30 protein-coding genes are annotated in these 25642 nt (G+C 42.3%); 13 read left to right on the top strand and 17 right to left on the bottom strand.

Translation table 11 applies throughout. The features are described from left to right. Nucleotides 1-37 precede the first annotated feature (37 nt). The 4 genes from FEK29_RS03160 to FEK29_RS03145 all read left to right on the top strand — a co-directional run bounded on the left by FEK29_RS03160 (nt 38) and on the right by FEK29_RS03145 (nt 2365). Entirely contained in the window at nt 38-415 is a 378-nt protein-coding gene (locus FEK29_RS03160; protein WP_138256931.1) for a hypothetical protein, read from the top strand. A 124-nt stretch (nt 416-539) separates the two neighbouring features. After that, nucleotides 540-1118, top strand: a complete 579-nt coding sequence (locus FEK29_RS03155; RefSeq protein ID WP_138256930.1) for a DNA-3-methyladenine glycosylase I — start codon at nt 540-542, stop codon at nt 1116-1118. Continuing rightward, nucleotides 1105-1686 (top strand): PepSY-like domain-containing protein, encoded by a 582-nt coding sequence (locus tag FEK29_RS03150; RefSeq protein ID WP_138256929.1) that lies wholly within the window; start codon nt 1105-1107, stop codon nt 1684-1686. The genes FEK29_RS03155 and FEK29_RS03150 overlap by 14 nt, the downstream gene beginning before the upstream one ends. After that, entirely contained in the window at nt 1673-2365 is a 693-nt protein-coding gene (locus FEK29_RS03145; protein WP_138256928.1) for a DUF2490 domain-containing protein, read from the top strand. Before FEK29_RS03150 ends, FEK29_RS03145 begins: the two co-directional genes overlap by 14 nt. Here the strand turns inward: FEK29_RS03145 and aat are convergent. Both aat and FEK29_RS03135 read right to left on the bottom strand, forming a co-directional pair. Next, nucleotides 2354-2989, bottom strand: coding sequence for a leucyl/phenylalanyl-tRNA--protein transferase (gene aat / locus FEK29_RS03140; protein ID WP_138257338.1), 636 nt, complete (start codon nt 2987-2989; stop codon nt 2354-2356). The two genes, FEK29_RS03145 and aat, sit on opposite strands and share 12 nt — an antisense overlap. A gap of 144 nt (nt 2990-3133) precedes the next feature. Further along, entirely contained in the window at nt 3134-3508 is a 375-nt protein-coding gene (locus FEK29_RS03135; RefSeq protein WP_138256927.1) for a DUF3127 domain-containing protein, read from the bottom strand. A gap of 126 nt (nt 3509-3634) precedes the next feature. Between FEK29_RS03135 and FEK29_RS03130 the strand changes: the two genes are divergently transcribed. Then, complete coding sequence (locus FEK29_RS03130) at nt 3635-4783, top strand: sensor histidine kinase (protein WP_138256926.1); 1149 nt, start codon at nt 3635-3637, stop codon at nt 4781-4783. A gap of 2 nt (nt 4784-4785) precedes the next feature. Further along, the gene (locus FEK29_RS03125) at nt 4786-5142 is read left to right on the top strand and encodes a hypothetical protein (RefSeq protein WP_138256925.1); all 357 of its coding nucleotides are present in this window, start codon (nt 4786-4788) and stop codon (nt 5140-5142) included. Here the strand turns inward: FEK29_RS03125 and FEK29_RS03120 are convergent. Both FEK29_RS03120 and greA read right to left on the bottom strand, forming a co-directional pair. After that, on the bottom strand, nt 5132-5521 hold the full coding sequence (locus FEK29_RS03120) for an HIT family protein (RefSeq protein ID WP_138256924.1): 390 nt from the start codon (nt 5519-5521) through the stop codon (nt 5132-5134). The two genes, FEK29_RS03125 and FEK29_RS03120, sit on opposite strands and share 11 nt — an antisense overlap. 507 nt (nt 5522-6028) lie before the next feature. Next, nucleotides 6029-6505 carry a transcription elongation factor GreA gene (gene greA / locus FEK29_RS03115; protein WP_138256923.1) on the bottom strand — a complete coding sequence of 159 codons (477 nt, stop codon included), beginning with the start codon at nt 6503-6505 and terminating at the stop codon, nt 6029-6031. 133 nt (nt 6506-6638) lie between these two features. Here greA and FEK29_RS03110 point away from each other — a divergent pair, with 133 nt between their 5' ends. Further along, nucleotides 6639-7076, top strand: a complete 438-nt coding sequence (locus FEK29_RS03110) for a Rieske (2Fe-2S) protein (RefSeq protein WP_162850205.1) — start codon at nt 6639-6641, stop codon at nt 7074-7076. Between the two features lie 90 nt (nt 7077-7166). On the opposite strand, the gene FEK29_RS18190 is transcribed toward FEK29_RS03110, so the two are convergent. The 8 genes from FEK29_RS18190 to FEK29_RS03070 all read right to left on the bottom strand — a co-directional run bounded on the left by FEK29_RS18190 (nt 7167) and on the right by FEK29_RS03070 (nt 14466). Beyond that, a complete protein-coding gene (locus FEK29_RS18190) occupies nt 7167-7394 on the bottom strand; it encodes a PLDc N-terminal domain-containing protein (protein WP_394347765.1) in 228 nt (75 codons plus the stop codon). 72 nt (nt 7395-7466) lie between these two features. Beyond that, entirely contained in the window at nt 7467-9647 is a 2181-nt protein-coding gene (locus FEK29_RS03100) for a TonB-dependent receptor (protein ID WP_138256921.1), read from the bottom strand. A 667-nt stretch (nt 9648-10314) separates the two neighbouring features. Then, a complete protein-coding gene (locus FEK29_RS03095; RefSeq protein ID WP_138256920.1) occupies nt 10315-10623 on the bottom strand; it encodes a hypothetical protein in 309 nt (102 codons plus the stop codon). A 222-nt stretch (nt 10624-10845) separates the two neighbouring features. Next, nucleotides 10846-12384 (bottom strand): DUF4301 family protein, encoded by a 1539-nt coding sequence (locus FEK29_RS03090; protein WP_138256919.1) that lies wholly within the window; start codon nt 12382-12384, stop codon nt 10846-10848. Continuing rightward, a complete protein-coding gene (locus tag FEK29_RS03085) occupies nt 12381-12944 on the bottom strand; it encodes an AAA family ATPase (protein ID WP_138256918.1) in 564 nt (187 codons plus the stop codon). The genes FEK29_RS03090 and FEK29_RS03085 overlap by 4 nt, the downstream gene beginning before the upstream one ends. Then, on the bottom strand, nt 12905-13537 hold the full coding sequence (gene pnuC, locus FEK29_RS03080; protein WP_138256917.1) for a nicotinamide riboside transporter PnuC: 633 nt from the start codon (nt 13535-13537) through the stop codon (nt 12905-12907). Before pnuC ends, FEK29_RS03085 begins: the two co-directional genes overlap by 40 nt. Continuing rightward, complete coding sequence (locus FEK29_RS03075) at nt 13521-13781, bottom strand: hypothetical protein (RefSeq protein ID WP_138256916.1); 261 nt, start codon at nt 13779-13781, stop codon at nt 13521-13523. Before FEK29_RS03075 ends, pnuC begins: the two co-directional genes overlap by 17 nt. Nucleotides 13782-13833: 52 nt before the next feature. Further along, the gene (locus FEK29_RS03070; protein ID WP_138256915.1) at nt 13834-14466 is read right to left on the bottom strand and encodes a 4'-phosphopantetheinyl transferase family protein; all 633 of its coding nucleotides are present in this window, start codon (nt 14464-14466) and stop codon (nt 13834-13836) included. A gap of 80 nt (nt 14467-14546) precedes the next feature. Between FEK29_RS03070 and ahcY the strand changes: the two genes are divergently transcribed. The 3 genes from ahcY (at nt 14547) to FEK29_RS03055 (ending at nt 17841) form a co-directional block, all read left to right on the top strand. Continuing rightward, a complete protein-coding gene (gene ahcY, locus FEK29_RS03065) occupies nt 14547-15863 on the top strand; it encodes an adenosylhomocysteinase (protein ID WP_138256914.1) in 1317 nt (438 codons plus the stop codon). Nucleotides 15864-16008: 145 nt separating this feature from the next. Beyond that, nucleotides 16009-17304, top strand: coding sequence for a M20/M25/M40 family metallo-hydrolase (locus FEK29_RS03060; protein WP_138256913.1), 1296 nt, complete (start codon nt 16009-16011; stop codon nt 17302-17304). Nucleotides 17305-17319: 15 nt separating this feature from the next. Next, nucleotides 17320-17841, top strand: coding sequence for a 5' nucleotidase, NT5C type (locus FEK29_RS03055; protein WP_138256912.1), 522 nt, complete (start codon nt 17320-17322; stop codon nt 17839-17841). 58 nt (nt 17842-17899) lie between these two features. Here FEK29_RS03055 and rpmA read toward each other — a convergent pair whose 3' ends face one another. The 3 genes from rpmA to FEK29_RS03040 form a co-directional block, all read right to left on the bottom strand. Beyond that, complete coding sequence (gene rpmA, locus FEK29_RS03050) at nt 17900-18160, bottom strand: 50S ribosomal protein L27 (RefSeq protein WP_099544685.1); 261 nt, start codon at nt 18158-18160, stop codon at nt 17900-17902. A 41-nt stretch (nt 18161-18201) separates the two neighbouring features. After that, nucleotides 18202-18873 (bottom strand): 50S ribosomal protein L21, encoded by a 672-nt coding sequence (gene rplU / locus FEK29_RS03045; protein WP_138256911.1) that lies wholly within the window; start codon nt 18871-18873, stop codon nt 18202-18204. 98 nt (nt 18874-18971) lie between these two features. Then, nucleotides 18972-19427, bottom strand: a complete 456-nt coding sequence (locus FEK29_RS03040; RefSeq protein WP_138256910.1) for a DUF4199 domain-containing protein — start codon at nt 19425-19427, stop codon at nt 18972-18974. Nucleotides 19428-19583: 156 nt separating this feature from the next. Here FEK29_RS03040 and FEK29_RS03035 point away from each other — a divergent pair, with 156 nt between their 5' ends. From FEK29_RS03035 to FEK29_RS03025, 3 genes are all read left to right on the top strand, one after another. Next, on the top strand, nt 19584-20906 hold the full coding sequence (locus FEK29_RS03035; RefSeq protein WP_138256909.1) for a M16 family metallopeptidase: 1323 nt from the start codon (nt 19584-19586) through the stop codon (nt 20904-20906). Nucleotides 20907-20910: 4 nt separating this feature from the next. Next, nucleotides 20911-22983, top strand: coding sequence for a M16 family metallopeptidase (locus tag FEK29_RS03030; protein ID WP_138256908.1), 2073 nt, complete (start codon nt 20911-20913; stop codon nt 22981-22983). 249 nt (nt 22984-23232) lie between these two features. Then, nucleotides 23233-23553 carry a hypothetical protein gene (locus FEK29_RS03025; RefSeq protein ID WP_240042648.1) on the top strand — a complete coding sequence of 107 codons (321 nt, stop codon included), beginning with the start codon at nt 23233-23235 and terminating at the stop codon, nt 23551-23553. Here the strand turns inward: FEK29_RS03025 and FEK29_RS03020 are convergent. Continuing rightward, nucleotides 23550-24689 (bottom strand): MBL fold metallo-hydrolase, encoded by a 1140-nt coding sequence (locus tag FEK29_RS03020; RefSeq protein WP_240042647.1) that lies wholly within the window; start codon nt 24687-24689, stop codon nt 23550-23552. The genes FEK29_RS03025 and FEK29_RS03020 overlap by 4 nt on opposite strands. Continuing rightward, a complete protein-coding gene (locus FEK29_RS03015) occupies nt 24690-25637 on the bottom strand; it encodes a pyridoxal-phosphate dependent enzyme (RefSeq protein WP_138256906.1) in 948 nt (315 codons plus the stop codon). Nucleotides 25638-25642: the final 5 nt, after the last annotated feature.

Here is a 25642-nt window from a genome sequence, read left to right as displayed (position 1 = left end):
TAACAACCTAATTTGTGAACCTTAAATTGATTGTATTATGAAACATTTAGTATCATTTTTAACATTGTTTTTAGTGTCTTTTGGTGTTTTTGGACAAACCGAATCTGCCGACGTTAAGGTTGGGGATATTTTTACCATACAAAAAAGTACGAACCTACCTTTTGACCATATTCATTTTCCAAGGGCAAATTTCATCATAAAACGTGGTGGCGTTGCCAATTACAAAAGCCTGGATGATGTAAAGGTCAAAGTGGTAAAGGTAATGGAGGATGACATGGTCCAACTTACGGCCGTTGATGGCAAGAAATTCTTTAACTCCTATAAATTTGTAAAGGCCGATATGGCGAAAGCACTGGAAGCAGGAGAATTGGAATATCTTGATTTGAGAAGCAAAACCACCGTAGCGAACAATTAGTCCTGCTTTAAAGAAAGTAACATTTGTTTACTTCCCTTAAAATAAAAGGTAATAAAAACAAAAGTCCCGCCGCAAAAATACTTGTGGCGGGATTTTTTACTTTTGTCCCTCATGTATTTTTGATATGCACAGTGATAAAACAGAAGTAAAAAGGTGTGGGTGGTGCTTGGGAGATGCCTTATACGAGGCCTATCACGACACGGAATGGGGCGTTCCGGTTAAGGATGATGCCACCTTATTCGAGTTTCTCATATTAGAAACATTTCAAGCCGGCCTAAGTTGGATAACCGTTTTAAGGAAACGTGAAAATTTCAGGATTGCCCTGGACAATTTCGACTATAAAAAAATAGCCCGGTACGATCAAAATAAAATAAACGAACTTTTAGAAAATCAAGGTATCATAAGAAACAAACTGAAGGTATATGCCACTGTTTCCAATGCCCTTGCATTTATTAAAATACAAGAGGAATTTGGAAGTTTTAGTAATTATTATTGGGGGTTCGTAGCCAACAAACCCGTTAAAAACAAAGTCGAAAATTACAGGGAGGCCCCTGGGACGACTCCGCTTTCGGATACCATTAGCAAAGACCTCAAAAAAAGGGGCTTCAAATTCGTTGGAAGTACCGTGGTCTATGCCATGATGCAAGCTACTGGGATGGTCAACGACCACGAAAAAAGTTGTTTTAGATATGAAGAGCTATAGTTTACTTACATTATTGATTCTTATTGGATGTTTTGTGAACGCCCAAAATAAATATGAACGGGAATACCGGATCAGAAAAAGCCAATTTCCTTCAACGGCAATGGACCTTATCGATGACACGTTAGACGATGCTAAAAGAATCCGTTTCTACAGGGAAACGGACAGTACCAAAATTAGCTATGAGGCAAAGTTCAAAAAGGACAGGTTATGGTACAGTGTTGAATTTGATGAAGACGGAACCTTGGAGGATGTGGAAATACTTATCAAAGAAGTGGATATTCCATCGGACCCCTTGGAAAAAATATTGAAATATCTCGATAATTCCTTTACCAAATATCGTATCAAAAGAATTCAACAGCAATATCCTATTTCCAAAGAAGAGCCTACGGAGAAAACGATTCGGAATGCGTTTCAAAACCTGATCCTGCCCAGCATAAACTATGAATTCATCGTCGCGGGAAAAAAGGATAAGGAATACTTTGACTACGAGCTGCTTTTTGGGTCCGATGGTAGTTTTAAGAAAATGAGAAAGTCCCTACCTCCCAACTACGACCATGTCCTGTATTAAACGCATTTCCATACTACATGTTCTGATTGTTTTTATGGCCCCTTTCGTAAACTTGGCCCAGGACAACCTTACGGGCTATTGGAATCCACAGGTGGCCCTGAATTATGATGTAACGTCCAATTATTCCCACAACTTTTCAATTGAAAACCGGTCCTTTCTTTATAGGGACTCCAATGTTCAACTTACGGTCCGGCAAATGGACATCAACCATTTTTCCAATCTTAAAACAAGGGACAACCAAAGTGTTGGTTTTGGCATAAAATATAGAATCCGAAATTCCTTTGACAACAACGCAAACAATGAACTACGACTCACCCAACAGTTCAACGCCACCTTTAAAAATGGAAGTATTCGGTACGGAAACCGATTTAGATCTGAACAAAGGATTTCCAGTGATAATACAGTACATAGATTTCGGTATCGGTTTGCGGCCGATTTCCCTTTGATGGGGGAAAAACTGGATGTTGGCGAACCTTATCTGGTAATCTCTACAGAATCCCTTTTAAGCGTGGGCAGATCCATTACCCCGGAATATGACCAAAGGATAACGCCAAAATTGGGATGGGTGCTTACTCCAACGACCAAATTTCAGATAGGTGGGGAATATCGGGCCGAAAATTATACGACCAAAGTAGAAAACGTCCTGTTCTTTTTAACAGAACTTGTGCTAAGCCTTTAACTGTTCCATAAAGGATTCCCTAGAAATTTCCCTTGCCCCCAAACTTGCCAGGTGATCTGTGTACAATTGGCAATCTATAAGCTTGTAGCCCTTTTGCTGTAAATCCTGTGCTAGCCGGATAAAGGCGACCTTTGAAGCGTTCGAAACTTTACTGAACATACTCTCACCACAAAAAATATGGCCCAAATCTACCCCGTAAAGACCCCCTACCAGACTGCCCTCTTCCCATACCTCGTAGGATTTGGCAATTCCCCTTTCATGTAATTTGAGGTAGGCCGATTTCATTTCATGGGTGATCCACGTTCCGTTTTGCCCTTCCCGTACAATGGACGCGCAGTTTTCAACCACGCTTTCAAAACTGGTGTTTACGGTAACGCTAAAATTATCGGATTTAATAACCTTTCGCATGCTTTTTGAAATACGTATCTCTTCTGGGTAAAGCACCATTCTGGGGTCTGGGCTCCACCACAAAATCAGGGAATCCTCGTTGAACCAAGGAAAAATTCCACTGCTATAGGCGAGTAGCAATCTTTCCGGGGAAAGGTCACCGCCAACGGCCAATAAGCCTTCAGAATTTGCCTTCTCTACCGGTGGAAAATACAGTTCCTGGTCCAAAAAATAAATAGCATTTTGTCCTCGCTGCACTATAAATTCTTTTTTTTCAAATTACACAATAGCCCAAAAAAGCGAAAACTTGTTTAACCTTTTCAGGTCGAACAAGTTCCCGTATATCGAAGTAATTTTAAAAAATAGCTTTCGTAAATCTACTTAAAAAGGTAGATCGTCATGGTCCTCCTCGTTAAGACTGTCGGCAGGCTCAAAGGCTTCCATGGGCGGTACTGGAGGCATACCTTCCGGTTGGGAAGGTGTCAGGTTTTCAATTCTCCAGCCTTGAATGGAATTGAAATATTTGGTTTCGCCTTGGGGATTTGTCCATTCCCTACCTCTTAGATTGATACTGATCTTTACATCCTGTCCAACCTTGTAGTTGTTCAACAAATCACATTTGTCCTGTACAAACTCAACCATAAGATGTTGGGGATATTGCTCGTCTGTAGTGACTACAACTTCACGCTTTCTAAAACCGTTATTACCAAATGTTTGGGTATCCCCAATCATTTTTACCTTTCCTTCTATTTCCATCTTAATGCTCTTTTAATAAATAGAAATCAAAAATAAACAAAATGAACGGGGAATAAAACTGTAGGACAATCAATACACAACAAATAATCGCATTTTGGGTTATCTTTAGTAGTACAAAATTTCTGGATGAATTTTAGTCCTAAAAACAAGATGTCCAATATATTCCTTGTTGTTGGCTCCTTTATCGTTGTGAGCCTGATACTTTGGAATACCAATAGCTTTTTTAAGACCTTTAAGGAAGAGGAACGTCTAAAGATGGAGATTTGGGCCACGGCCCAATCAGAATTCCTACAATCTGCGGAGGATGTTGATTTGGGCAGCCTGCATTTAAAGGTTTTCCAAAACAATACATCAACGCCCATGATCCTTATCAATAAGGACAGCTCCATTAGAACGAACAATATACCCACGGAACTGGCCAAGGATTCCCTTTACATTTCGAAAAAACTAAGGCAGTTCCAGGACGAGAACGTACCCATTTCCATTGATCAGCAGGGCGAACATTTGGCCACGCTCTATTATGGAAATTCTGAAGTATTGAACAAATTGAAGTTTTATCCTATTGCCTTACTTCTCATCATTCTGCTATTTGGGGCGGTAATCTATTTCCTGTTCAAAACGAACAAGGCATCGGAACAGAACAAATTATGGGCGGGCATGGCGAAGGAAACTGCGCATCAAATAGGCACCCCACTTTCCTCCTTGCTGGGATGGAACGAACTTTTGAAAACCGAAAATATCAATCCGGACATCACCAAGGAAATTGAGAAGGATATTGCCCGATTGCAGACCATCACGGAACGGTTCTCAAAAATTGGCTCCCTTCCAAAACTGGATGCGAGCGACATTGTCGTTGAAACCAGGAATGCCTATGACTACCTTAAAAGGCGGAGTTCCAAGCTTATCCATTTTTCCTTCAACTCAAAAGTGGAGAATGCCCAGGTTTTATTGAACAGGTCGCTGTATAATTGGACCATTGAAAACTTGGTGAAGAATGGCATCGATGCGATGAAAGGCAAGGGAAGCATCGCCATAGAGATCGTTCCCAACGGAAAATATGTGAATATTCTCGTGGCCGATACCGGTCACGGAATCCCCAAAAGTAATTTTAATACTATTTTTAACCCCGGCGTGACCACAAAAAAACGAGGATGGGGCTTAGGGCTATCCCTCGTTAAACGAATCGTGGAGGAATATCATAACGGTAAGATAAAGGTACTCTCCTCTGGCAAAGAGGGAACCATCATGCAAATTACGCTTAAAGTACACCAATAGTCATGGCAAAGGAAAAACTGAAAGTAATCAAGGAAGCGGACTTGACCAATAACTGTCCGGAGTGTTTTAACCAGGACCTAAAGTTGACCTTTTATCAAAAACATACCTACGGACGTTTTTTCCACAAAACAACGAACGAAATAAGCAACCAGATTGTCTGCAGAAAATGTAGCTCGATGATCTATCCAGTTAAATGGACCGATGATATAGAGCGTCTGTTCGATTATTATCAAAAGACGGTCGTGCCCGAAAAGAAATCCACCAAACCCACCTTCCTATTTTTTATAATCCTTTTGCTGATGATCGCGATTGTGGGTATTGGGGTGTACTTCTTTTTGGGAGGAACAATCAAAGTTTAGCAGCGATCGCTTTGGCTACCTGCTTGAATTCCTCTTCCGATAGTTTCACCTTTTTTTGAAAGGTAGCGTCCTGCATGGTGTTCAAAGGAATCAAGTGCACATGTACGTGCGGTACTTCCAAGCCAATGACCGTTATCCCCACCCGTTTACATTCCACGGCCTTTTCAAGAGCCTTTCCAACCTTTCTAGAAAACGCCATAAGCCCCATATAGGTAGCCTCGTCCAAGTCCAGAATTTTGTCTACCTCCACCTTGGGGATGCATAAGGTATGGCCTGTTGCATTTGGGTTGATATCCAAAAATGCCAAGAAATTTTCATCCTCCGCAACTTTGTAGCATGGGATTTCTCCGTTGATGATTTTAGTGAATGGGGTTGCCATGGTTTTAATTCTTAAATAAAAGTATGATAGTTTAATTTAACTTTTAACGATGGCGCTATGATCTGTGGTCCTTTTTCAGGCTCATGCTTTTGGGCCATTGATCATAACGCGTGTTGGTCGTAGTTTTTTTTAATTTTATTTTCTCCTAAAATTAGGAATAAAAACTACGGATAGTTTGCCATAAGACAATGACAAGGTCTCTTTTCTTCAAGATTCCCGTTTTATATTGATGTATACATTGCGTGTATGATCAGTCTAAAACGGAACTAAAACTCCCCTAAATGAATGAAAATGAACAACAAAGAGTATAGTAACAAGTTACTATATTCCTATTTTAGGTGTAAGATACTTATTTTCTAATGTTCATAAAGGATACCAAAAGAACAGCATAGTATTTCCTTTGAGTCACTAAACTAGTTCTCCATACTGGTCCATAATAGCATATAGCAAAACAAAAATCCCACCATGGTTGCCATGGTGGGATTGGAATTTGATGATTCAAATTTACTATTCCCGCGTGATTTCAAGAATGTCAAATTTCATGGTGCCGTTGGGTACGGATATTTCCGCCACTTCGCCCACGCTTTTTCCCAACAACCCTTTTCCAATAGGCGAGTTCACGGAAATTTTCCCAGATTTTAGATCGGCCTCACTTTCCGCTACCAGTTTATATTTCATCTCCATACCGTTGGTCTGGTTCTTTAACTTTACGGTAGAGAGTACCAAAACTTTTGAGGTATCCAATTGGGATTCATCTATCAATCGGGCATTTGCCAAGGTCGCCTCCATTTTGGAAATCTTCATTTCCAGCAGTCCCTGGGCCTCCTTGGCGGCATCATACTCCGCGTTTTCGGACAAGTCTCCCTTATCTCGGGCATCCGCAATGGCCTGGGAAGCCTTGGGCCGCTCCACATCCCTCAAGTAATTCAATTCCTCCTTTAACTTTTTAAGTCCCTCAGCAGTGTAATATGATACGTTACTCATTAGTTCATCGTTTTATAAATAGCAAAATCCTCTATAACAGCCATATACCCATGACTTTTTTAGAGAGGATTTCCCACAAATATATATAATTTTGTACAAATTTAAGTATCGAATCCCCAAACATTCTTACAGCATGAAACGCGTATCCCTTCCTATTCTTTTTCTGTTTTTTCTGGCCTGCGACAACAACACCACAAACCGCAATCCCTATCTGCAGGAAATCAATTTTAGGTTCGATGCCAACCTTAACCTTCCCCTTTTCAACCCCTTGACGAATACGGGAAGTGCGGTCTTGGTAACACAGGATGGCGTGGGTACCCGTGGGGTTTTTATAATTAACGCCGGATTTAACCAGTTTCGAGCCTTTGAGGCCAGTTGTCCCAACCACGCGCCCAACGATTGTTCCACCATGACCTTGAACGGTCAGGTAGCGACCTGCTCCTGCGAGGACTATGAATACAGTCTTTTTACGGGACAGATGCTCAACAGACCGGACGATGGCAATCGCTACTATGACATGTTGGAATATAGAACGAGTTTTGGGGGCAATACTGTTTCCGTGACGAATTAAGCCTTTTTTACAAATAAGAAAGACCCCAAAGGTTTAAAAAACCTTTGGGGTCTTGATTTTCAAACTGTTTCCAAAATAAAAGTCAAGACCCTATTTGGAATAATAATCCATACTTTCTGTTTCATCCTTTTTTTGTGATGGCCCAACAACAAAATAAACTAGAGATCCTATAATTGGTAGGAATAATACTATTAGTACCCGTATCAACTTACTATTATTTTCCTTGAACTCACTCCTTAAAATATTTATTATTGCAATCAAGGGTAGAACAAAAGATGAAACAATTAATAAGAGTAAAAAAGTCTGCCAAATTCCCATGCTCATTTTGATTTTGTTTTAGATTATCCTAATAATTCACAATATAATTAATTTCGATACTAGGTCGACTTCTTAAAAATTAAGGGTTGCTCCCAATAAAAAATTGATACCCGCCTGTGGATAATATCCTGCTCCCTCTATGGTGGTAATCACTCCGGGATTTGAAAAATCATCATCGAAGGTAAAGAAATAACCATTTGATACAATATCCGCATCGAATAGGTTATTTACCAACCCCGAAAACACGATACTCTTCAAAAACCCATTGAACGGAATTTCGTACTGAAAATTCAGGTCGGTTTGGGTGTAGGCGTCCAATACGGAACTTTCGGCATCTATATTCCCCATATACTGTTTGCCCACATATTTGGACAACAAGGAAATTTGGAATGCTTCCGCCGGACTGTAGGTTATCAGGTTTCCGGCTATGATATCCGGGGAATAGGCGATATTGGTATTTCCCAAATTTTGCAACACTCCATCCCTCTGGAACACAAAATCCCTGTTTTTATTGGTACTCAACGTAAGGTTAGGTCTCCAGGTAAATGTATCGCCAAATCGCACTTGTGCATCAACTTCCAGTCCCAACCGATAGCTATCCCCCACATTGGCCCTTAAGGGGGCGCCCACATCATTGAGTTCCCCTGTAAGCACCAATTGGTCCTGATACTTCATGTAGTACAGGTTCGTGTTCACTTGAACATCTGGAGAAATGTAACGCCACCCCAATTCCCAATCGTCTAATTTTTCCGGTCTGGGGCTGCCATTTTCATAATCGTTCCGGTTGGGTTCCCGGTTGGCACGGGCATAGGAGAAGTAGAAATTGTTGTTTCTGTTCAAATCATAGGTAACCCCCGCTTTGGGATTGAAAAAGTTGAAGGTATCATCTACCAAACCCGTGTCCTCACCATTGGCCCGGTACCCTACCGCTCTGTACTGCAAATCTCCATAAAGTGACCAACGATCGTTCAGCTTATAATTTGCCTTGGAATAGATATTGAAATCGGATTTTTTAGAGGTATCGTCGTAATAGCGGTCCCTGTGCTCACTGTTGCTGGCAAACCTTGCCCAGATGATTTCGCCAAAGTGGTCTCCTTCGTAGTTGTTCCATCCGCCCCCAAAAATCAGGTTCAGGTTTTCCCTATCATACGTTGTGGAAAAAACGGTGCCGTAAAAATCATTGTCCAACCAACGTCGGCGGATCAGGTCAGTGGTGTTCACTTCTTCCCCGTTCACGTTGAGGGGTTCAAAACCGTAGGTTTCAAAAGCATCGTCCTCCCTAAACTGCTCAAAAAATCCCCTCCCCCGGGTATAATGCAGGGCGATGTTGGTACTCCAGGAATCGGACCATTGTTCGTTCCATAAAAGTTGGGCATGGTCCTGTTTGTAGTCGTCCACCTCGTTTTCATAGAATTGAATGCTGCCATTTTCATCGGTATAAATTCCTGACGGATTAAAGGTGCGGTCCGTCCGTAAGGTCTCCGCATCGATACCGTACCAAGCTTGGTAGGTGATTTCATGCCCCCCAAAAAGCAGGGCCTTGATCAGGGTAGTATCGTCCTTATAGGCCCCTTGTAAAAAATAGGAATCCAAATCAGACGAGGCCCTGTCGATATACCCATCGGAATTTATACGCGAAAGCCTCCCGGAAATTTCCACGATATCGTTTAGGAGACCCGTGCTGAATTTAATATTGCGCCGAAAGGTATTGAAACTGCCGTACGAGGAAGAAATTTGCGCATAGGCATCTTCGGAAAATCCATCGGTCAACAAATTGAGACTGGCACCAAAGGCTCCGGCCCCATTGGTAGAGGTTCCCACGCCTCGCTGTAACTGCAGACTCTCGGTAGAGGAGGCAAAATCGGGCATGTTCACCCAAAAGGTTCCCTGCGATTCCGCATCGTTGTAGGGAATTCCATTGATCGTTACATTTACCCGTGTGGCATCGCTACCGCGTACCCGAATACCGGTGTAGCCTACTCCGGCCCCTGCATCGGAAGTAGTAACCACCGAAGGCAAAAAGTTCATTAAAACAGGAATATCCTGACCCAAATTTCTGGGCTTGATTTCTTCCTTTGTCAAATTTGAAAAGGTCACGGGGGACTCCTTGGTAACACGTACCGCTGAGACAAAGACCTCGTCCAGTACTACTTTCTTCCCTTCAAGGGAATCCGTTTCCGTTGGTTGTTGTTGGGCGTAAGAGCCCATGGTTAGGCCCAAAAAGGCCAAGGTTGTGAACATAGAGTTTTTCATTCGTAAAAGTTTTACGAATAAAAGGGGCTATTATTCTAAATTAAACATGAATTTTTGTCCAACTAAGGACCTTGATAATCCTAATGTGGCGATTGCCATCCCTTGGCAGCATTACCTGCCCAGGTTCATTGGGTATAATCTCAGCTTCCTCCTTGTTAGGATTCGGCACCCCTTTGAGATGGGGCAAAAATACACTGCTTGATTTAATAAATCGATATAGGACGACAAAAAAATAACCCAATAAAAAAGGGAGCCGACTTACCAGCTCCCTTTACCACCATCAAGATCAATTCCAGGACCAAAACTAGGGTACAACAACCAAAACCTTATGAAAACTACCAAAACACAACTACCACAACTTGTAATAGCCCGTTTTTGTTGAATCGTCCTGAAACTTAATGGCCCCTTTACAGTTAACGGTTAGTGTTTGACTTTCGAGGGTTTTTAAATTTCTTTACATCTTATAGGACACAGTTTTAGCCCTGAGGTCACCTTACCAAAAAATAAAAAGTGAAACGTTTATTTTTGTTGTTTGAAAATCAATGATTTACGAAGTGTGTTTTTTTATTTTGTCAATAATCTTTGAAAAGAAAATCTTTAATACGCATTTAAAAAATAAAAAAGGCTGCCGTGGCAGCCTTTTATAAATCTATGAATACAGTATTCATCATCTCTTCTTATTGGTAATCCAATTCCCATAAGGATCAATATAGACCGTACGCCTGGTACCACTTTTCAATACCATGACCAACTTAAATATTCCTTTAGAATTTCTATAGGCCGCTCCCAACTTTGATGTTGGATATTCCTTTAAAATTTCTTCCACTACGGCGGGGGTCAACTCACTAGACGGAATTCTTTCATAATCGTCGTTTACCATTTCAATTTTTGAAACTTTTTCCATTTGGCAGGAATATGCATGGGCGCTCATTATCGTTGCAAAAACCACTATGCTAAATAAGATATACTTTTTCATTAGATATTTTTTGTTAATGATTCGTACTTACTTTTATTTACGGGGTCATTGCCGAGTTGGATGTTTGACTATAAAACTTTACTTTTTTTTAACGCAAAAAGAGGTTATACCCAGTATGTCTCAAAAAAACATGGGCATTATTCATTATGTTAAGACTTATGTTCTTTGAGATAAAAAAGTGCGTAACAAGTACACACTTTTTAAACTTACTTCTTGGTTATTTTAAGCTTGATGCGAATCCTTTAAAAGATCCAATACCGTCTTCACCGGGTTGAAGGTTACCAATGGAACTTCTACGAAAATGGTGTTCCAGTTCGCCATGGCTCCGTTCCATAAACCAGGAAGCTCCAAAGCCTTCAATTCCTTGCCATTCATGGTCTTACCGGTGATAAACCCCTGTTTGGCGTCCACAAAATCCAAGAGATTGTATTTGTTTCCTTTGAAGTCGCGAATACCACAGACCAAGTCCACCGGATTGAAGTGGGTCGAATTTTGTAGAATTTCCACTTGCTTTGGGTTATCCATATCGATTTGGGCAGATTCTATTATCTGTAATGAAACCTCACCATGGGCATTCTTTATCCAAAACGGACCGCCACCCGGTTCGCCTTCGTTTTTCACCATACCACAAATGCGGATGGGCCTATTGATTTTGGATTTTAAAACATGCGTCTTTTCCGTATTGGATAGACTATGGAAATCCATCGAAAATTTTACATTCAGTTCTTCGGATAAGAAAACCCTTATTATATCCAGTTCTTTTTTGGAGACACTTCCCTCATCTAGCATTTTAGCATATTCAAAAGCTTTTTTCTGGACTTTCAGCAAGACACCTGCCAAGGTCTTTTTGCTGTCCGCGACCGCTTTTGCATCCTGCATTACGGCCACGTTATCGATATTCTTTATGAAAATAACGTCGGCATCCTGTTCATTTAAATTCTCTATCAAGGCACCGTGCCCACCTGGTCTGAACAAAACGGTGCCATCCGGATTCCGAAAGGGTTCATTGTTCATATCTACGGCAATGGTATCCGTTGAAGGTTTCTGAAACGAATAATCCACGGTATAGTTTATCCCCGTTTCTTTGGAAACCCTTTCCCCAACCTGATCCAATTCTGTCTGGAACATTTCTTCATGCTGTTCGGATATCGTAAAGTGCAGTTTACTGCCACTAGAGGAACTTGCATACAGCGCACCTTCCTTTAGGTGTTCCTCAAAAGGTGTCGCCGTATTTTCTTCATATTTATGAAATGGCAATAATCCTTTGGGATAAAATCCATAATTCAACGCATCCTCGCCTAATAGTTCCTTTACGAACAAATAGACCTTTTCCCCTTCAGAATTAAAACTATTGGGAAGCCTGTCCATTACCTTTCTATAAAAGGGCATTTGTTCCAAACCTTCGGAAAGCTTTTTGATATCCTTGTCACCCGTCCTCTCCAGGTAATCCTCAAGGGATTCGTTGGCAGGGTTATAGCTATCCAAAAAAGAAAAAAGTGCCTTGAACATTCTGGAAGCCGCACCGGATGCAGGCACGAACTTAAGTATATCCAAGTGCTTAACTTTGGATTCGTAATGGTCGATTAACTCCCTTTCTTCCACCTCCGTAAAACGAAGAATCCCGTTACCAACAACGGCGGCACTTTGCAAATCCACAAAGGGAATTCCTTCCTTAAATGTGTTGATTTGGTCCTCCACTTTTTCCTTGGCAATCCCCTTGTTTGCCATTTGTTTCATATCCTGTTCCGATAGTGCTATCATTTTCTGCGTAAATTATCTATGAGTTCAACTGCACGCTTTAGGCGCTCTTTTTTATTCCCTTTTAAGATACTAAAATTGCGATGATACTTTTCCAACGTCGCCCTAAAATATTCGAACATTTGTTCCCTCTCGTTGGGTTTGTCCCTAAGGTCGTCCGCTTCCCAAGGTGTATCGATATAGGTCAGCAAATAAAGATCATAGGAATTCTCTAAAGCATACTTTTCCAAAATAGGGTCACAATCCCCAACGTAATAGGCCTCTGAATATACTTTGGTTTCCAAGAGATCGGTATCGCAAATAAGAATTTCCGTTGCTTTTTTGGTGAGTTCGTTTTCCAGGCGCATTTGACCTTCGGCAATGGGCAAGAGGTCTTCCGGTTCACAGGTTTTACGTTCGTTGTCCCATTTGTTCTGTAGGTACTCCCGCGCATATTCCGGCACCCAAACCGTATTATAATGTTTGGCCAATTGTTGGGACAAAGTCGTCTTTCCCGTGGATTCAGGCCCAAAAAGCACTACTTTTAGGATGCTTGAAGGTTGTTGTCTATACTTTTCTTCCATTCAAAATAGCCTTGGATAGCCAAGATGGTAAATATAAGATATTGCAAGGATAGCATTCCCCAACCCCTGTAGGCATAAAGTGGAACGGTAATGACATCCGCCAAAATCCAGAGCGTCCAATTCTCCAGTTTTTTAAGTGCCATATACCACATTCCAGTGAAGAAAATGCCCGAGGTGATAATATCGATATAGTTCGATGGACCCACCTCCACATCAAAAATTCGATATACGATATAGGTAACGACCATGGTCAGCAGAAAAAGTCCAAAACCGATGCTTTTTTCCCTTGCACTGGTCCTTGAAATCTGGACAATCTTTTTATCGTTCTTGGTCCTGGCCCAATTCCACCAACCGTAAACGCTCATGACCGAAAAATAGAAGTTCATCATCATATCACCCAGCAATCGGTCCCTATATAAAAGATACACAGTGAGGACCGTAGCGACCAAACCCGTTGGGTACACCCAAATATTTTCCTTCTTGGCGTACCAAACACTTAAAATGCCGGTTACGAAGACAATGGCTTCAATGACTATGATAAAGGTCTCCTTATCCCGGTAGGGCCCAAGGAAAAAATCAAAAATGGGGCTCATAGGCGCTTCTGTCGGACTTTACCAATTTCATGTACATCAAGCCCTTGTCCATGAGTTCAAAGGCAATTTTTACTTCGGTCTTCAGCACATCCATAACAGTTTCATAGGGTCCGAAAACCTGCGTACTTAAGGGATTTTCCAAAACGACCAGTCCGGAATTTCTAAGTTTTTTGATAAAATTGATGATATGTTCCTCAAAATCGTCCTGTAATGGGGAAAAAGTAAGTTCTACGGATATGTCCATATAAAATGTTTTTGGTAAAGATATTTGATTGTAGGTGCAAAAACTACCCCATTTACTTCTTAATGGCATATACAAGGGTAAAACCTTCGAACTCCAAAAAGTGTACGTCATAATGGGACACATCCCCATGGTAAAGGATTTCGGCCGTAGTTTGGTTTTGGTCAAAAGAGAAATCGGCCACATTGATATGATGCAAAAAACTGATGCCCTGTTGGCCGTAAATTTTGTAAAGGGATTCCTTGGCACCCCAAACAATGGTCAGTTTCCGAATTATAGCCTCGGTATTCGCCAAGGTCCTGTACTCCTCAAAAGGGGTAAACTTATGGGCTATCCGGAGAATTTTTTCCCTGTTCTTTTCTATATCGATCCCTACTTCCTCCGTTTTACTAATAATAATTGCCGTAAAATGGTGGGAGTGGGTGATGGAAATATAGTTCCCGTCTTTCAAATGGGGTTTTCCAAATTCGTTGTAATATAAATCGGTGTCCTCATAACCGTAAAGTGCCAATAAGTGCCTAATGCTTAAAAATGCCCTTCGATGCAATTCGGATTTCATGCCATTGAATCGAGTTTGACAATGGTCTGTCAATTGGATTCCAATCCATAGGTCATCTTCAGATTCGTCAACTTTCCAAACAGCGAAGAAACTATCCTTATTAACGGTTATGAACTTGTAAACCGGCATAAATTAATTGGTATTTTGTACTTTTGCAAGGCAATTAGGAGTTCAAGAGTTGCATATATAAAAATAAAAAGAATAAAAAAATGAGCACCACTACCATACCGTTTGTGCCTTTCAAAGTTAAAGATATAAGTTTAGCTTCTTGGGGAAGAAAAGAAATTGAATTGGCAGAGGCCGAAATGCCCGGTCTTATGTCCTTGCGTGAAGAATACAAAAATGTGCAACCTTTGAAAGGGGCGCGTATTGCAGGTTGTTTGCACATGACCATTCAAACGGCGGTATTGATAGAAACGCTCGTTGCTTTGGGAGCAGAGGTTACCTGGAGCTCCTGTAATATTTTTTCCACTCAGGATCAGGCGGCAGCAGCCATTGCCGAGGCCGGTATTCCCGTATATGCTTGGAAGGGAATGAACGAAAAGGAATTTGACTGGTGTATTGAACAGACCCTTTTCTTTGGGGAGGACAGAAAACCATTGAACATGATTTTGGACGATGGTGGGGACCTTACCAACATGGTATTGGACAGATTTCCCGAATTGGCCAGTGGTATCAAAGGCTTGTCCGAAGAAACTACGACCGGGGTACATCGCTTGTACGAGCGGGTTAAAAAGGGAACCTTGCCCATGCCTGCTATCAACGTGAACGATTCCGTAACCAAATCCAAGTTCGATAACAAATACGGCTGTAGGGAAAGTGCCGTGGATGCCATAAGAAGGGCCACGGATACCATGCTCGCCGGAAAAAGGGTGGTCGTAGCTGGTTATGGTGACGTAGGAAAAGGAACCGCTGCTTCTTTCAAAGGAGCCGGCTCTATCGTTACCGTTACGGAAATAGACCCTATTTGTGCGCTTCAAGCGTGTATGGACGGTTTTGAAGTGAAGAAATTGGAAACGGTGATTGGTACTGCCGATATCGTTATAACGACCACCGGAAACAAGGATATCATTAGAGGGGAGCATTTTAAGGCTATGAAGGATAAAGCCATCGTTTGTAACATTGGCCACTTTGACAACGAAATCGATATGGCATGGTTGAACAAAAACTATGGCGATACCAAGGACGAAATCAAGCCACAGGTGGATAAATACACCATCAATGGCAAGGATGTAATTGTTCTTGCGGAAGGAAGATTGGTAAACTTAGGATGTGCCACCGGCCACCCAAGTTTTGTAATGAGCAATTCCTTTACAAACCAGACCTTGGCGCAAATAGAACTTTGGAACAACAGTGAGAATTATGAAAACCAAGTGTATATGCTGCCCAAGCATTTGGACGAAAAAGTTGCGAAACTACATTTGGAACGCCTTGGTGCCGAATTAACGGAACTTAATGAAGAACAGGCCGAATATATTGGGGTTACGGTAGAAGGACCGTTCAAACCTGATTATTACAGATACTAAGCCGAATACTTTCAAAATAAAGCCCTTACCAAAAATAAGGGCTTTATTTTTTTATCCTAATGGTTTTTCTTTATTGGATTATCCGTTAAATTCACATTCCATAATCTAAAAGCCTCATAGCGGTGCTACGCAAAAAAAGAAGCTAATGAACAAAATTATTTTGGTTGCCTTGATAGTCTTTTGGTCCCTTCAAAATTCAAGGGCCCAGGAAGCAGTCTCCATCGACAAAAAATTTACAAAGGAAATTGAACGGCTTGCCAAGGATAAAAAGGTTGCGTCGGCATTCAAATTCATAGAGGAACAAAGGGAGCAGACCACTCAGGACCACATTGCCCTCACCGAAATTCTCGCAGCGCCTTTTAAGGAAGACAAAAGGGGTATCGCCTTTGCCAAACTACTCGAAGAAGCAGGGGTGGACAGTCTCTGGACGGACAAGGTGGGCAATGTCATCGGTCTTAGAAAAGGTACGAGCGGGGAATCTGGCTACGTGGGGATTGATGCCCACTTAGATGTTGTTTTCCCTGAAGGTACGGACGTTACCGTTAAAAAGTTTGGCGATACCTTAAAAGCACCGGGAATTGGGGATGATACAAGGGCTTTGGCAAATCTTATTTCCATGCTTAGGGGAATGAACAAAGCTGGAGTCAAAACTGATAAGGATATTCTTATTGTTGGCTCGGTGGGTGAGGAAGGATTGGGCGATCTCCGAGGCATGAAGTTCATATTCAACGAATCCGGCATGGACATTGATTCCTGGATTGCCATTGATGGGGGCAGTATGGGAAGGATCAGTAACGCAGGATTGGGCTCCAAACGATATAAACTACTTGTAAATGGAAAGGGCGGGCATTCATGGGGCGCTTTCGGACTTGCAAATCCACATCACGCCCTAGGCAAGGCCATCGATATTTTTTCAAAAGCGGCTTGGGAATATACTTCGGGAGATATCTCCAAGACGAGCTTCAATGTGGGTAGAATTGGTGGCGGGACTTCCGTCAACTCGATACCGTTTGAATCCTGGATGGAGGTGGACATGCGGGCCATCAGCCCAAAAAACTTGGATGAGATCGAAGAAATCTTTAAACAATCCGTAGAAAGGGCGATAAACGAATACAATTCCAGCGGTATACAGGGCGAAGTAACCTATGAGCTCATCAAGATTGGTGACAGGCCTTCGGGAGAACTGTCTGCTGATATCCCCTTGGTTCAAAGGAGCATGGCCGCTACCGAATATTTTGGGGGTACGCCCTCATTGGGCAGGGGCTCCACCAATATCAACATTCCCATTTCCAAGGGCATACCGGCCGTATGTATCGGCAGGGGCGGATCTGGAGGTGGGGCGCATTCCTTGCACGAATGGTATGTGAACGACGAGCCATCCGAAGAATCGATAAAACTGGCCCTCTTGATCACATTGGCGCAAGCAGGATTGGACAAATAATATAATTTTTATTTTATGACGATATATGTGGATATGGACGAAGTCATAGCAGATACATATGGCGCCCATATTGAGATTTATAATGAAGAATTCAATGCCATGCTCACCGAGGAGCATTGTATGGGTAGCGAAGTCTGGCATAAGGTTCCCGAAGCCCATCAGGACAGTGTACGGAACCATGCGCGACGCCGCGGTTTCTTCAGAAATTTAAAACCGATAGCCGACAGTAGGGAGGTCCTGAACGAACTGGCTAAAAAATATGAAGTATATATAGCCTCCGCGGCCATGCAATTTCCCAATTCACTGGAAGAGAAAAGCGATTGGTTGGATGAACATTTTCCTTTTATACCTTGGCAAAATAGAATCCTCTGTGGACATAAGCATATTTTAAAAGGCGATGTTCTGATCGATGACCGAAGTTATAACCTAACCCATTTTGCTGGTAGACCTTTGCTTTTCACATCACCCCATAACATCCATACCACGGGAATAGAACGGGTGAATTCTTGGAAAGAGGTGGCAGACAAATTACTGTAGAACAGCATAAAAAAACCCTCACAATGTGAGGGTTTTATTTTTTATAGAGAACTATTTCTTAAGCTTCAAACGGCTCAATGGAAACATAGGATTTCCCTCCTGCTTTTTTCTCGAATTTTACAAGTCCGTCAACACGGGCATGCAATGTATGATCTTTACCGGCATACACATTCTCACCTGGATTGTGTTTTGTACCTCGCTGTCTAACGATGATGTTACCGGCAATAGCAGCCTGGCCACCAAAAATCTTAACGCCCAAACGTTTCGATTCTGATTCCCTACCATTTTTTGAACTACCTACACCTTTTTTATGTGCCATAATTTTAAGGTTTTATATTGTTATACTTAGAAAATAAAGAATCAGGATTCTTTACCTCCGTCTAATTCATCTTGCCACTTCTTCAACTCATCCCATTTACCCTCAGCGGCCAATTTGGCTTGCGCTGGCCAAGTATCGGTTACGTGGTTACCACGAACGTCTGCGATGATTTTAGAAATTTTCTCCGGAGTGGATTTTGCCAGTTCTGCGAAGGTTGTGATGCCAGCGGCATTCAAGGTCTCTGCAATCTTAGGTCCAATTCCTTCTACCTTTTTAAGGTCATCGGTTGATGCTTTTGCTTTGGCGGCCTTTGGTTTTGATGCAACCGACTTGGCTACGGGAGTTTCCTGCTTAGCGGCTGGCTTCTCCTCTTTTTTGGCCGGTTCGGCTTTTTTAGCACCTTTGGCTACGATGGATTCGATTACAATCTCCGTAAGGGATTGTCTGTGACCATTTTTCTTTTTGTAGCCCTTACGTCTTTTCTTGTGAAAAACGATTACTTTATCACCTCTAAGGTGCTTAATGACTTTGGCCTCAACAGCGGCACCGTCTATAGCTGGGGCGCCAACGGTAACGTTCTTACCATCATCCAAAAGAAGTACATTATCAAAAGTTACCTTTTTACCTTCTTCTGTCTGTAAACGGTGAACGTACACTTTTTGGTCTTTCGCAACTTTAAATTGCTGCCCTGCCATCTCTACAATTGCGTACATATCGTTAAAAATGTATTGTTAAAACCTACTGGATTTTTTCCAAAGGCGGGTGCAAATATACTGCTTATTACGTAACCTACAAGGGTTTTTTAATGATTTTATCCCTTTCCTCGCTTTAGGTTATTGGAGGGTTTAAAAAGCTGCATAAAGGAAAGCGTAAGTACCAAGGAGGTAACAAAACCCATGGTGGCGACCACCAAAAAAACGATGGCCTCAAAATTTTCGTACTCCTTTGCCCATTTCGTGGAAAGCTCTTCCAAAAATCCAGGAGACAATTCTGTTGAATAAAAAGCAAAAAACAACGTAAAAATAAGTGTGGCGACCCCGCCCGTTACAAGCCCGGCAACAAAACCGGTACTATACCCAAAAGTCTCTGGACTCTTCACTTTCAGGTATTTAATGGTTTCGTAAACACCAAAGCCAGTTATTATCATATTAAACAGACTATAAAAAACATTGGTGTGTAGGCCCAAGAGCGCCAAAATCAAAAAATAGGCGATAAGACAGGCGCTAGTTACAATTCCGAATCTAATAGGGAGCGTATAATTTTTCATCTGTTTATTTTTCCACATAAGTTAATGAATCTTTATCTAAATCGTAACTCAAAACGATACTCTTTATGAAGATTAGCACAACATAAAACGTATTTTAGTGTAACAAACTCCAAAAATCCATACCAATGGTTTGGAAGAACACTAAACATTAAAAAAATGAAGAAAAAGCTATTTGCGGTTTGCACCCTTTTATTTTCATGCACATTATTGCTTGCCCAAGAAGTCCAATATGAGGAATATGACCTTGACAATGGCCTGCACGTCATCCTTCATAAGGACAATTCCGCGCCCGTGGTCACAACTTCGGTCATGTACCATGTTGGGGGAAAGGATCGTACCGAAGGTAGGACAGGTTTTGCCCACCTCTTTGAGCACCTGTTGTTTGAAGGTACCAAGAACATAGAAAAAGGAAAATGGTTTGAGATCGTATCCTCGAACGGAGGTACCAACAACGCGAACACTACGCAGGACAGAACCTATTATTACGAAGTTTTTCCATCCAACAATTTGGAACTGGGCCTTTGGTTGGAGTCGGAAAGAATGCTTCATCCCGTTATCAACCAGGATGGAGTGGATACGCAAATCGAAGTCGTAAAGGAGGAAAAGAGGCTACGGTATGATAACTCTCCTTATGGCCAATTGCTTCCGGTCTTAGGGGAAAACCTTTTTGAAAAGCACCCTTATAAAGACCCCAATATAGGGTATATGAAGGATTTGGAGGCCGCTACCTTGGAGGATGTTAAGGCATACAATGAAAAATACTACGTACCCAACAATGCAGTGCTGGTAATAGCGGGAGACATCGATATAGCGAAAACGAAAGGTCTGGTACAGGATTACTTTGGGCCGATTCCAAAAGGTGCCGATGTTTCCCGGAACTATCTCAAAGAAACCCCAATTACTACGGAAAGACGGGTGCAATTCTATGACCCTAATATACAGATACCCGCTGCCGGATTGGCCTACAGAACACCTGGATTCAAGGAACGGGATGCCTATGTTTTGGATATGATATCGACCTATTTAAGTGATGGTCCCACTTCCAAACTTTACAAAAAAATGGTGGACGATCAAAAACAGGCCTTGCAGGTGGGGGCTTTCAATATTCCACAGGAGGATTATAGCATGTATTTTGTCTTTGCCTTACCCGTTGGGGAGACGCCATTGGATACCTTGATTTCCGAGATGGATGAAGAAATTGCCAAGGTGCGCACAGTACCCATTTCAGAAAGAGATTACCAAAAACTTCAAAATAAGTTTGAAAATCAATATGTAAATTCAAACTCCAGTGTGGAGGGCATCGCCAGTTCCTTGGCCAGAAATTACATGCTCTATGGCGATACGGAATTGATCAATAAGGAAATCGAGATATATCGTTCCGTAACCCGAGATGAAATCATGGAAGTGGCCTCAAAGTATTTAAAGCCCAATCAACGCGTAATTATCGACTATTTACCTGAAGAAAAACCTTCAAACTAAAAAAATGAAAAAGCTATATACCCTATTATTCAGCATATTGGTGGCAACTGCCACACAGGCGCAAGTGGACAGATCCACGATGCCTAAACCCGGACCCGCCCCGGAGATAAACCTGGAAGAACCCCAAAGTTTTAGCCTAAACAATGGGTTAAAGGTAATGGTGGTTGAAAACCATAAGCTTCCAACGGTTTCTATTCAACTGACCATAGACAACCCGCCCATTTTGGAGGGTGATAAAGCTGGCGTGTCCAGTTTAACAGGTTCGTTGATGGGCCAAGGGTCAAAGAACATTCCCAAGGACGAATTCAATGAGGAGGTCGATTTTCTTGGGGCCCGACTTAGTTTTGGGGCACAAAGCGCCTTTGCCAGTTCACTTTCCAAGTATTTTCCAAGAATGATGGAGTTGATGGCCGATGCCGCCATAAACCCCAATTTCACTCAGGAGGAATTCGACAAGGAAAAGGACATTTTAATTACTGCATTAAAGGCCGAAGAAAAAGATGTTTCCGCAATCAGTGGAAGGGTTCAACGTGCACTTGCCTATGGAAAAGACCATCCTTACGGGGAATTTACGACCATTGAAACGGTCAACAATGTGAAGTTGGAGGATGTGAAAACCTTCTACCGGGATTATTTCGTACCGGCGAACGCCTACCTGGTGGTAGTGGGAGATATAAATTTTGATGAAGTGAAGGAATTGACCGAAAAGTATTTTACATCATGGACCAAAGCGGTTCCCCCATCGTTCACTTACAGCAAGCCTAAAGATGTTTACAATACACAGATCAGTTTTGTGGATATGCCAAACGCCGTACAATCTGAAATTACGGTTCAGAACATTTTAAACTTGAAGATGAAAGATCCCGATTATTTGCCGGCCTTACTAGCCAACCAAATATTGGGAGGCGGTGGTGAAGCCAGATTGTTCCTGAACCTACGTGAGGATAAAGGGTATACCTACGGATCTTATTCCGCCATAGGCGACGACAAATATGAACCATCCAGGTTTAGGGCCACGGCCAGTGTACGAAATGCCGTAACCGATAGCTCAGTTGTTGAGATTCTAAAGGAAATCGATAGGATCATAACCGAACCGGTATCGGAAAAAGAATTAAAAAACACCAAAGCCAAATATGCTGGTAGGTTCGTTATGGCGCTGGAGCAACCCCAGACCATTGCCAATTACGCCTTGAACATAGAAAAAGAAGGGCTGCCAAAGGATTTTTACAAGACCTATTTGGAAAGACTGGAAAAGATAACCGTTGAAGATGTCCAAAAAGCGGCACAAAAATATTTTAGCTCCTCGAATGCGCGCGTGGTTGTGACAGGGAAGGGAAGTGAGGTCTTGGAGAATCTTGAAAAAGTGGAGTTCAAAGGAAAAACTCTACCCGTCCTATTTTATTCAAAAACCGCGGAACGTACTGAAAAGCCAGATTACAATGCCGCATCTCCGGAAGGATTGACAGCGGAAACCGTGATTGAAAACTACCTAAAGGCCATAGGCGGTAAGGAAACTTTGGAAAGTGTATATTCCTATTCGATGACCGCAGAAGCGGAAATGCAGGGAATGAAACTGAATTTGGAACTAAAGAAAACATCCAAGGACCAGTTCATGCAGGATATCCAGATGATGGGGAACTCCCTGAGCAAGCAGGTTTTGGACGGTGATACCGGCTATATGGTGGCACAGGGACAGCGCAAGGATTTTTCCGAAGAAGAAATCACGAAAATCAAAGAAGAATCGGCACCCTTCCCGGAATTGAACTATTTGGCCGCCGGGGGCCTTACCTTGGAAGGAACCGATATGGTTGGTGATACAAAAGCTTACAAGGTAAAGATTACGGACAACAAGACCGTTTTTTACGACACTGAAACCGGACTAAAATTGCAGGAAGTAAATGTCATCGACATGCAAGGACAGACCATGCAACAGACCATGATGCTGGAGGATTATAGGGAAGTATCGGGCATCCTATTTCCGTACAAGCTCATACAAAGTATGGGTCCACAGAATATTGAGTTCATTGTATCGGAAATTAAGGTCAATGAAGGGGTTACCCCAGCTGATTTTGAGTAACCTTTCCAAATAATTAAAAAGCCCGCTCCAAAAAGGAGCGGGCTTTTATTATTTTAAATCTTATAACTGGAGTTTTAGTATCTATAGATAATAACTCTATTTGGTATCTTTGCAACTTAAATGACTTTTCGCTTTAATACGAATATCTTCATGAAAAAATATTTTATCCGAATCTTAAGTTGCTTCTTGCTTTTTATCTCATGCAAGGAAGAAAAAAAAGAAACTTTGCCTTCCCAAATGGAACAAGTTATGGCAATACATGACGAGGTTATGCCCAAAATGGGAAAATTGGGAAAACTGGTGGGTCAGTTAAAACCGATGGCGGATTCCTTAGGAACGGATTCTCCCCAGGCCAAGGCGATGCGCGATTTACAGGATGCCAACAAATCCATGATGGATTGGATGCAAGGTTTTGGAGACAGGTTCGAGCCCGAAGAAATCATGGATGGCAAGGAACTGAGCGAGGAAAAAAAGCAATGGTTGAAAGAGGAGGAAGAGAAGGTCAAGGAAGTGAAGGAAAAAATAAATTCCAGTATTGCCAATGCCGAAGCGCTTTTGGGCAACAATTAATCGACATTCTTCCACCAAACTCCACCATTGGAAGTAGGTTCCGCCAAATAAATGAATTCACCAATTTTAGGTGTAACAATCGGTAGATTTAATTCCTTTGCCTTATCGCTTACCCGTATGACAGGGTCGGTCCAAGGATGCATGGCCAATTTAAAGGCGCCCCAATGAATGGGCATGATTACCTTGGCCTTCACATCTACTCCTGCCTGGGCGGTTTCCTTAGGCATCATGTGGATTTCATGCCATAGTTTGTTATACTGTCCGCATTCCAACATGGCAAAGTCAAAAGGGCCATACTTCTCGCCAATTTCGGTAAAGTGGCCTCCATAACCGCTGTCGCCGCTAAAAAATACATTGGCACCATCGTTCTTGATTACCCACCCACTCCACAAGGTCTTGCCCCTATCTGAAAGGCCACGGCCAGAAAAGTGTTGCGCCGGAACGCATTTTATGGAAAAGCCTTCAAAGGAAGTTTCGCCCCACCAATCCATTTCCTTGATCCTATCTTCGGCTACACCCCATTCCACCAAATGTGCCCCTACCCCCAAGGGTGTAAAGAACATCTGTACCTTATCCTTCAATTTTAAGATAGATCCGTAATCCAGGTGGTCATAATGGTCATGGGACAAAACCACAAAATCAATTTGCGGCAGTTGTTCAATGGCTATGGGAAGTTCTTCGCTAAATCTTTTGCCTCCTAAAAGAGGATGGGGGGCAGGAACCGGTCCCAACATGGGGTCTATCAAAATATTCCTTCCATACGACTGATATAAAAAAGTGGAATGCCCAAACCACACCATCCTTGCAGGTCCTTTATAATTGGCCAGTTCCAAAGCGTCCAATGCGTTAATAGGAACGGCTCCCTTTGGCCTTGTATTTATTTGCGGGCCAAAAAAGCCTTTCAATCCCTTTACATAATCGCCAAATCCCATGGACATGGTAACACCGCCCAAGTTCTCAAAAACACCGTCCTTGTAGTGTTCCGATTTTGAAAATTGTTCCTTTTGCGAATCCGAAATGGTACCACCAAACTCCGGACTCAAATTTATGAAAAGTGCCCCCAAGACAACAAGTACAATGATGATGGAAAATATAGCAATGAACATTCGTTTCAGTATCCGCTTTAGTGTTCGCATTTAAAATGGCAACTGATTCAGATCTACATTACCGCCGGAGATAATAATGCCTACTTTTTTGTTTTGATAGTCCGACGGAATTTCTTGGCAATCCCTAATTAGGGCCGCCAATGTAACGGCACTTGAAGGTTCAACGATGATTTTCATTCGCTCCCAAACCAGGCGCATGGCCAGAACTATTTCCTCCTCCGTAACCCGAACGATTTTTGAAACATTTTCCTTGATTATCGGGAAGTTGATATCTCCCAAGGTGGTTCGTAAACCATCGGCGATGGTATTGACCGTCTCATTTCCCTCAATCTTTCCAGAAATCAAGGAACGGTATGCATCATCGGCCTCAAAGGGCTCGCCCCCCACAACCTTACAATCCTTTCCAAAATATTTGGCGGACAAGGAGCAACCGGCAATGAGGCCTCCCCCGCCTACGGGACAGAAAATAAAGTTCAAGTCGGGTTGCTCAGAAAGCAATTCGAGAGCAGCGGTTCCCTGTCCAATGATCACGTTCAGATCATTGGAAGGATGCAAAAACACCGCACCTGTTTCGGCAGCGATTTTATCGGCCATGGCCTGCCTGGCCTCAACGGTAGGTTCACATTCATAGATTTGTCCACCATAGGCAACAACCCCTTCCTTTTTAACTTTAGGTGCCGTAGTGGGCATCACAATATGTGCAGGAACCCCCAAACTCTTGGCGGCCAAGGAAACGGCCTGCGCAAAGTTGCCCGAAGAGTGGGTAACCACACCGTTCCTACGTTGAGCATCGCCCAGATTCAAAATGGCATTGGTAGCGCCCCTTATTTTGTAGGCCCCCGCCCTTTGAAAATTTTCACATTTGAAAAACACCTTACATCCCAAACGTTCATTGATCAAGGTCGATGTAAGCACGGGGGTATTATGTATGAAAGGGGCGATTCTTTTGTGGCAATCCTTTAGTATAGTCTTGTTCATCCCTT

This window comes from Maribacter aurantiacus, assembly GCF_005780245.1.
GTDB classification, from domain to species: domain Bacteria; phylum Bacteroidota; class Bacteroidia; order Flavobacteriales; family Flavobacteriaceae; genus Maribacter; species Maribacter flavus.
The sequence above is the reverse complement of the archived record's forward strand: the minus strand, read 5'-3'. Positions and strand labels throughout refer to the sequence as shown.